The sequence below is a fragment of the Microbacterium sp. genome (assembly GCF_041909575.1).
Lineage (GTDB): Bacteria > Actinomycetota > Actinomycetes > Actinomycetales > Microbacteriaceae > Microbacterium.
Genome location: NZ_JAYRDE010000129.1, coordinates 1 through 7,437, shown reverse-complemented (window position 1 = coordinate 7,437; position 7,437 = coordinate 1). Strand labels below are relative to the sequence as shown.

At 70.4% G+C, this 7,437-nt stretch carries 7 protein-coding genes; 6 read left to right on the top strand and 1 reads right to left on the bottom strand.

Going from position 1 to position 7,437, the window contains the following annotated elements; translation table 11 throughout:
* Positions 1–45: 45 nt before the first annotated feature.
* On the bottom strand, positions 46–1,212 hold the full coding sequence (locus ACE3O1_RS13825) for a sensor histidine kinase (RefSeq protein ID WP_374316000.1): 1,167 nt from the start codon (positions 1,210–1,212) through the stop codon (positions 46–48).
* Positions 1,213–1,453: 241 nt separating this feature from the next.
* Here ACE3O1_RS13825 and ACE3O1_RS13820 point away from each other — a divergent pair, with 241 nt between their 5' ends.
* From ACE3O1_RS13820 to ACE3O1_RS13795, 6 genes are read left to right on the top strand one after another with little or no spacing between them, the layout of a single operon-like run.
* Complete coding sequence (locus tag ACE3O1_RS13820; protein WP_374315998.1) at positions 1,454–2,302, top strand: nitrilase-related carbon-nitrogen hydrolase; 849 nt, start codon at positions 1,454–1,456, stop codon at positions 2,300–2,302.
* Between the two features lie 16 nt (positions 2,303–2,318).
* Positions 2,319–3,752, top strand: coding sequence for a dihydropyrimidinase (gene hydA, locus ACE3O1_RS13815; protein ID WP_374315996.1), 1,434 nt, complete (start codon positions 2,319–2,321; stop codon positions 3,750–3,752).
* 37 nt (positions 3,753–3,789) lie between these two features.
* Positions 3,790–4,806 (top strand): TIGR03842 family LLM class F420-dependent oxidoreductase, encoded by a 1,017-nt coding sequence (locus ACE3O1_RS13810; protein WP_374315994.1) that lies wholly within the window; start codon positions 3,790–3,792, stop codon positions 4,804–4,806.
* Entirely contained in the window at positions 4,803–5,732 is a 930-nt protein-coding gene (locus ACE3O1_RS13805; protein ID WP_374315992.1) for an ABC transporter permease, read from the top strand. Before ACE3O1_RS13810 ends, ACE3O1_RS13805 begins: the two co-directional genes overlap by 4 nt.
* Positions 5,729–6,556, top strand: a complete 828-nt coding sequence (locus ACE3O1_RS13800) for an ABC transporter ATP-binding protein (protein WP_374315990.1) — start codon at positions 5,729–5,731, stop codon at positions 6,554–6,556. Before ACE3O1_RS13805 ends, ACE3O1_RS13800 begins: the two co-directional genes overlap by 4 nt.
* Complete coding sequence (locus ACE3O1_RS13795; RefSeq protein WP_374315988.1) at positions 6,553–7,383, top strand: ABC transporter permease; 831 nt, start codon at positions 6,553–6,555, stop codon at positions 7,381–7,383. The genes ACE3O1_RS13800 and ACE3O1_RS13795 overlap by 4 nt, the downstream gene beginning before the upstream one ends.
* Positions 7,384–7,437: the final 54 nt, after the last annotated feature.

Here is a 7,437-nt window from a genome sequence, read left to right as displayed (position 1 = left end):
TGCCCGCGCGAAACAGCGCCTGGTCGTCGACGAGCGCGACGCGGATCATGCCGGCACCCCGACCGGAAGGCTGGCCGACACGACGAACACGTCGCCGTCGGCGCGGGCGTCCAGGCGACCGCCGGCGAGCTGAGCGCGCTCGCGCATGCCGATGATGCCGTGGCCGGGAGCACCCGGCACGGCGGTTGCGATCGGGTTGCGCACCTCGACGTCGACGCGGGACGGATGCCACGCCAGGCCCACGCCGACAGGACCGCCGTCGCCGTGTCGCAGGGCGTTGGTGAGGGCCTCCTGCAGGATGCGGTAGACCGCCAGCTGCGCGGCAGCGGGCGGGTCGCCCTGCGGCGCCGGATCGACGTCGACGCGCAGCTCGACCCCGGCCGCGCGGACCTGGGCGTAGAGCTCCTCGAGGTCGGCGAGCGTCGGCTGCGGGCCGTCGCCCTGGCTGTGCCGCAGCTGCGTGAGCAGCAGGCGCACGTCGGCGAGCGCCGAGCGCGCGGTCGTGGAGATCGTGCCGAGCGCCGCCGTGGCTGCGGCGGGATCGGATGCCGCGGCATAGCGCGCGCCGTCGGCCTGCGCGATCACCACCGCCAGCGAGTGGGCGACGACGTCGTGCATGTCGCGCGCGATGCGCACGCGCTCCTGCTCGGCGACGGCCTCCGCCTCCGCCCGGCGCTGCGCGTCGCGGTTCTCACGGGCGCGGATCCCGGTGCGCACGAGTGCGCCGACCGTCCACGACAGCAGCAGCGCGAAGGCTGCCGCCACGAGCACCGCGAGCGCGACCGGGATGGAGCTCCAGGTGACGCCGCCCGATCCGAAGTACGGTCCGATCACGAGGTACACGGTGATCACCAGGGCGCCCACGAACGACGAGGCGAAGCCGAGCCAGAACACCAGCTGCGACCCGTACGCCGCCGTGGCGTAGAGCACCGCGAAGATCGCGAGGTCCACCGGACTCGGCGGACGGCCGAACGCCATCTGGACGATCGCGCCGAGCCACGCCAGTGCGAGGGCGAGCGCAGGCGACAGCCGACGCAGCGCGAGCGCCCCCGACAGGAGGATCGTGACGAGGACCGCCGCCAGCACGACGGCGGCGAAGTCGCCTCCCCAGCCGGGCGCGAGCTGGAGCTCGACGAACAGCGCGGTGAGCGCGAAGAAGCCGGCCACCACCACGTCGGTGACGAGCTGGTACGTCTTCAGGCGGCGGAACACGGCTTTCACGGTACGCGAGAGGTGATGCCGCGGCATCCGTCCCGCGATGTATCCCGCCGCCGTTCCTATGGTTTGCCCACCCAACCATTGCCAGCGTCGGCGCGAGGCTTTACTGTCGCGTCACAGGCCGAAACCGATGGGAAACGTCGACTCGACAGGATCGGGGAGCGGGGCTGCTCTTCAGATCCATCCCCGTCGGTCCCAGCCCGAGGGACCTCGATCGAGCACGAACGGAGACACCATGGCGACGGTACGCGCAGCCATTTCGCAGACGACCTGGACGGGCGACAAGGAGTCGATGCTGGACAAGCACGAAGGCTTCCTGCGCGACGCGGCATCGCAGGGGGCACAGGTCGTGTGCTTCCAGGAGCTGTTCTACGGGCCGTACTTCGGCATCACGCAAGACAAGAAGTACTACCGGTTCGCCGAGGCGGCCGACGGGCCGATCGTGCAGCGCTTCGCGGACGTCGCGAAGGAGCTCGGCGTCGTGACGGTGCTCCCCATCTACGAGGAGGCCGAGACCGGCGTCTACTACAACACCTCGGTGCTCGTGGACGCGGACGGCACCATCCTCGGCAAGTACCGCAAGCACCACCTCCCCCACCTCGACCGGTTCTGGGAGAAGTTCTACTTCCGTCCGGGGAACCTCGGGTATCCCGTCTTCGACTCGGCGGTCGGCCGCATCGGGATGTACATCTGCTACGACCGTCATTTCCCCGAGGGGTGGCGCGAGCTCGGCCTGAACGACGCGCACATGGTCTTCAACCCCAACGCCACCAAGCCCGGTCTCTCGAACCGGCTGTGGGAGGTCGAGGGCCCGGCCGCGGCTGTCGCGAACGGCTATTTCGTGCTGCAGCCCAACCGTGTCGGCCGCGAGGACAACGAGTACGGCGACCTCGCCGTGGACTTCTACGGCACCAGCCAGGTGATCGACCCGCGCGGCAACTTCGTCGGCGAGCGCGGCTCGGGCGAGCACGAGGAGCTGCTCGTGCGCGACCTAGACCTCGACATGGTGCGCGAGATGCGCGACGACTGGCAGTTCTACCGGGACCGCCGGCCCGACTCGTACACCCGGATCGCGAAGCCGTGACCAGAGGGAGCATCCGATGACCACCACACTCATCACGGGCGGCACCGTCGTCTCGGCCACGGGCCGCGGCGAGGCCGATGTCCTCATCGACGGCGAGACCATCGTCGCCGTGCTCGCGCCCGGCTCGCAGCTGCTCGGGACGGATGTCGCGGCCTCCGTCGACAGCGTGATCGACGCCACCGGCAAGTACGTGATCCCCGGCGGCATCGACGCCCACACTCACATGGAGCTGCCCTTCGGCGGCACCGCCGCCTCCGACACCTTCGAGACGGGCACCCGGGCCGCGGCCTGGGGCGGCACCACCAGCATCATCGACTTCGCCGTGCAGAAGTACGGCGAGCGGGTGCAGGACGGACTCGCCGCCTGGCACGAGAAGGCACGCGGCAACTGCGCGATCGACTACGGCTTCCACCAGATCATCGGCGGCGTCGACGACGACTCGCTGCTCGCGATGCGCGGACTCCTCGACGAGGGCGTCTCGAGCTTCAAGCTGTTCATGGCCTATCCCGGCGTCTTCTACTCCGACGACGCCCAGGTGCTCAAGGCGATGCAGGTCTCGGCCGAGACCGGCCTGCTCACGATGATGCACGCCGAGAACGGACCCGCGATCGACGTGCTCGCCGCGCAGCTCGCCGAGGCGGGCAAGAAAGCGCCGTACTACCACGGCATCGCGCGCGCGTGGCAGATGGAGGAGGAGGCCACGCACCGCGCGATCATGCTCGCCAACCTCACCGGGGCGCCCCTGTACACCGTCCACGTGAGCGCCAAGCAGGCCGTCGACCAGATCGCGTGGGCCCGGGACCAGGGCTGGAACGTGTTCGGCGAGACGTGCCCGCAGTACCTCTACCTGTCGCTCGAGGAGCAGCTCGGCGCGTTCAGTCAGGAGTGGGGCCAGTTCGAGGGTGCCAAGTGGGTCTGCTCCACACCGCTGCGCAGCCGCGGCGAGGGCCATCAGCACCATATGTGGCAAGCGCTGCGCACGAACGACATCCAGATGGTCTCGACCGACCACTGCCCGTTCTGCATGAAGGGGCAGAAGGAGCTCGGTCTCGACGACTTCCGCTCCATCCCGAACGGCATCGGGTCGGTGGAGCACCGCATGGACCTCATGTACCAGGGCGTGGTGACCGGCAAGATCACGCTCGAGCGCTGGGTCGAGCTCACGTCGACCACGCCGGCGCGCATGTTCGGGCTCTACGGACGCAAGGGCGTGATCCAGCCCGGCGCCGACGGCGACGTGGTGGTCTACGACCCGAACGGGCACACCTCGATCTCCGCGGCATCCCATCACATGAACATGGACCACTCGGCATGGGAGGGCTTCGAGATCGACGGCCACGTCGACACGGTCATCTCGCGCGGAAAGGTCATCGTCGACGACGGTCAGTACCTCGGCGCCAAGGGCGACGGGCGCTACCTCAAGCGCGGCCTGTCGCAGTACCTCATCTGAACCCATCGGCGATCGAGCAGCGGAGCATATCGAGATCATGGACTTCGGCGTCGTCCTCCAGACAAACCCGCCCGCGGCGCGGGCCGTGCAGCTCGCGCAGCTGGCCGAGGCCCACGGCTTCAGCCACGTGTGGACCTTCGACTCCCACCTCCTGTGGGAGGAGCCGTACGTCATCCACTCGGCGATCCTCAACGCCACGAAGCGGATCACCGTCGGGCCGTTCGTCACGAACCCCGCCACGCGGGACTGGACCGTCACGGCGTCCGTGTTCGCCACGCTCAACGAGATGTACGGCAACCGCACGATCTGCGGCATCGGCCGCGGGGACTCGGCGGTCCGCGTGACCAACGGCAAGCCGGTCACGATGGCCGAGCTGCGCGAGTCGATCCACGTGATCCGCGAGCTCGCGAACTCCCGGCCGGTCGAGTACAAGGGGGCGACGCTGCAGTTCCCGTGGAGCAAGGGCTCCGAGCTCGAGGTGTGGGTCGCCGCCTACGGGCCCATGGCGCTCAAGCTCACCGGAGAGGTCGGCGACGGCTTCATCCTGCAGCTCGCGGACGTCGACATCGCCGCGTGGATGATCAAGACGGTGAGGGATGCCGCGGCCGCCGCGGGCCGCGACCCCGATGCCATCTCGTTCTGCGTCGCCGCGCCGATGTACATCGGCGACGACTGGCAGCACATGCGCGACCAGTGCCGCTGGTTCGGCGGCATGGTGGGCAACCACGTGGCCGACATCGTCGCGAAGTACGGGGAGCACGGCGCGGTGCCCGAGGCGCTCACCGCCTACATCGAGGGCCGTCACGGCTACGACTACAACACCCACGGCAAGGCCGACAACGACCACGTCGACTTCGTGCCCGACGAGATCGTCGACCGGTTCTGCATCCTGGGCACGGCCGACGAGCACATCGCGAAGCTCGAGCAGCTGCGCGCGCTGGGCGTCACCCAGTTCGCCGGCTACCTCCAGCACGACAGCAAGGAGGAGACGCTGCGGGTCTACGGCGAGACGGTCATCCCCGCGCTCTCGGCCCATGTGACGGCCAAGACATGAGGCCGATCGGCTGGTCGGCCCGGCGTCAGGGCGAGCTTCGCGGCTGGATCGTCGTGGGATGGGGCGCGCTCGGCGTACTCACGGTGCTCCTGCTGTGGGAGCTGTACAAGTTCCTCGGTCCGGCGGAGGGCGTCACCATCGGCGCCGTCGAGGGCGAGTCGGGCTCCGGCGTCATGATCCTGCCGCGCACCCACGACCGGGCGATGCCGCACATCTGGGACATGGTCGCGCGCCTGTTCGCGCCGACGAGCGGGGGCGAGACGCCGCCGCTGTGGGTGTCGGTCGCCGGTGCGGCGCTCGTGACCCTCGGAATCGCGGCCGTCGGCTGGATCATCGGCGTCGCCGTCGGGGCGATCCTCGGCCTCGTGATGCAGCGCTGGCGCCTGCTGGAGTGGGGGCTCCTCCCCTGGATCGTGGTCAGCCAGATCGTGCCGCTCATCGCGTTCGCCCCCGTGGTGAACGCGATCGGAAATCAGATCGACCGCGGCGGCGGATCCTGGCCGCAATGGCTGTCGGTCGCCGTGATCGCGTCGTACCTGGCGTTCTTCCCGGTCGCCGTGGGCGTCCTGCGCGGTCTCGCCTCCCCCGACCGGATCCACCTCGACCTGATGCAGAGCTACGCCGCCGGCTACTGGCCGACGCTGCTGCGCCTGCGGCTCCCGGCCGCCGTCCCGCACCTGCTGCCCGCGCTGCGACTGGCCGCGGCCAATGCGGTGCTCGGCGCCGTCGTCGCCGAGGTGTCCATCGGCATGCGCGGCGGCATCGGCCGCATGCTCATCCAGCTCGCCGGCCAGGCCTCGAGCGACCCGGCCGCCCCGTGGGGACCGACCTTCGGCTCGATCGCCCTCGGCCTCATCGCCGCCGCGTCGGTCGCCGTCATCGGGCTCGGCCTCGCCAACTACCGCAGAGGAGAAGCTCCGGCATGACCGTCCCAGACACGCAGGAATCGCAGGATGCCGCGGCCCGGCCGGCCGTGCACGCGAGCGGCGTCGGCAAGGTGTTCCCGACGAAGTCCGGCGAGGTCGTCGCCCTGACCGAGGTGGACCTCGAGGTGGCGGCGGGCGAGTTCGTCTCGCTCATCGGGCCCTCCGGGTGCGGCAAGTCCACGCTCCTGCGCCTCATCGCCGACCTCGACGGCGCGACGAGCGGCACGCTGGAGATCTTCGGCAAACCGGCGCCGCGCGCCCGCGCCGACCAGGACTACGGCATCGCGTTCCAGCAGGCAGGGCTCCTCCCCTGGCGCACCGTCGCGGCCAATATCGGCCTCCCGCTCGAGCTCCACGGCAGCGGCAAGGCGCAGCGCGCGTCGCGCATCGCCGAACTCGCCGAGCTCGTCGGCCTCACGGAGTTCGTCGACCGGTACCCGGACCAGCTCTCGGGCGGCATGCAGCAGCGGGTCGCGATCGCCCGCGCGCTGGCCGCGCGGCCGCGCCTGCTCCTGATGGACGAGCCCTTCGGCGCCCTCGACGAGATGACGCGGGAGTACCTCCAGTCCGAGCTCACCCGCATCGCCGGCGAGACGGGAGCGGCCGTGGTCTTCGTGACGCACTCCATCCCCGAGGCGGTGTTCCTGTCGGACCGCGTCGTGGTGATGAGCCCGCGCCCCGGTCGCATCACCGACGTCATCCCGACCGGCTTCGGTGCGGTGCGCGACGAGAGCCTGCGCGAGTCGCCGGAGTACTTCGACCGTGTCACCGCGGTGCGCGAGGCGCTCCACGGCACGCGCATCGAGAGGGCGAACGAGCGATGACCGACGCCGCCACGACCATGCTCCCGGCCCCGCCCGGGCGGAAGACGCGCGCCCGCGAGCCCGGCGAGAAGCCCCTGCCCGGCTGGCTGCGGATCGTCGCGCCGATCATCGTCGGACTCATCATCCTGTCGGCGTGGACGATCTGGGTGGCCTCGGGCACCGCGCCGCGCATGCTGCCGAGTCCGGTCGCCATCGCGGCGGAGTTCGTGCTGCGCTGGCCGATCATCGCCGAGGACATGGCCATCACCGCGACCAACGCGCTCGTGGGCCTCATCGCCGGATCCATCCTCGCAATCCTCTTCGCCGCCCTCGCGGCGGCGGCGCGCCCGATCGACGGGATGCTGGCGCCGCTGATCTCGGCGCTGGCGGTCATCCCGATCGTGGCGATCACCCCGATCCTCAACACGATGTTCGGCGCCTCCAGCCAGTTCGGGCGCCAGGCCGTCGCGACGATCGCCGCCTTCATCCCGGTGTTCGTCAACGTCCTGCGGGGCCTGCGCCAGACGCGCCCGGTGCACCGCGACCTGATGCGCGCGTCCGGCGCGTCGGGCGCGCAGACCTTCCGAATCCTGACCCTTCCCACCGCCATGCCGTACCTCATGACCGGCCTGCGCATCGCGAGCTCGCTCGCCGTGATCGCCGCGCTCGTCGCGGAGTACTTCGGCGGACCCGCCGACGGCATCGGCACGGCGATCGCCACCTATGCCAAGTCCGGCCGGGCGGCGCTCGCGTGGGCGTACGTGCTGGGCGGCATCCTCATCGGCCTCGTGTTCTTCCTCGTCACCTCCCTCCTGGAGCGGCTGGCGACGAGGCGGTCACGGGGCTGACCCGGCCGAGGCATCCCGGCCGATCACCGAGAGAAATGCACCACACGAAAGGAA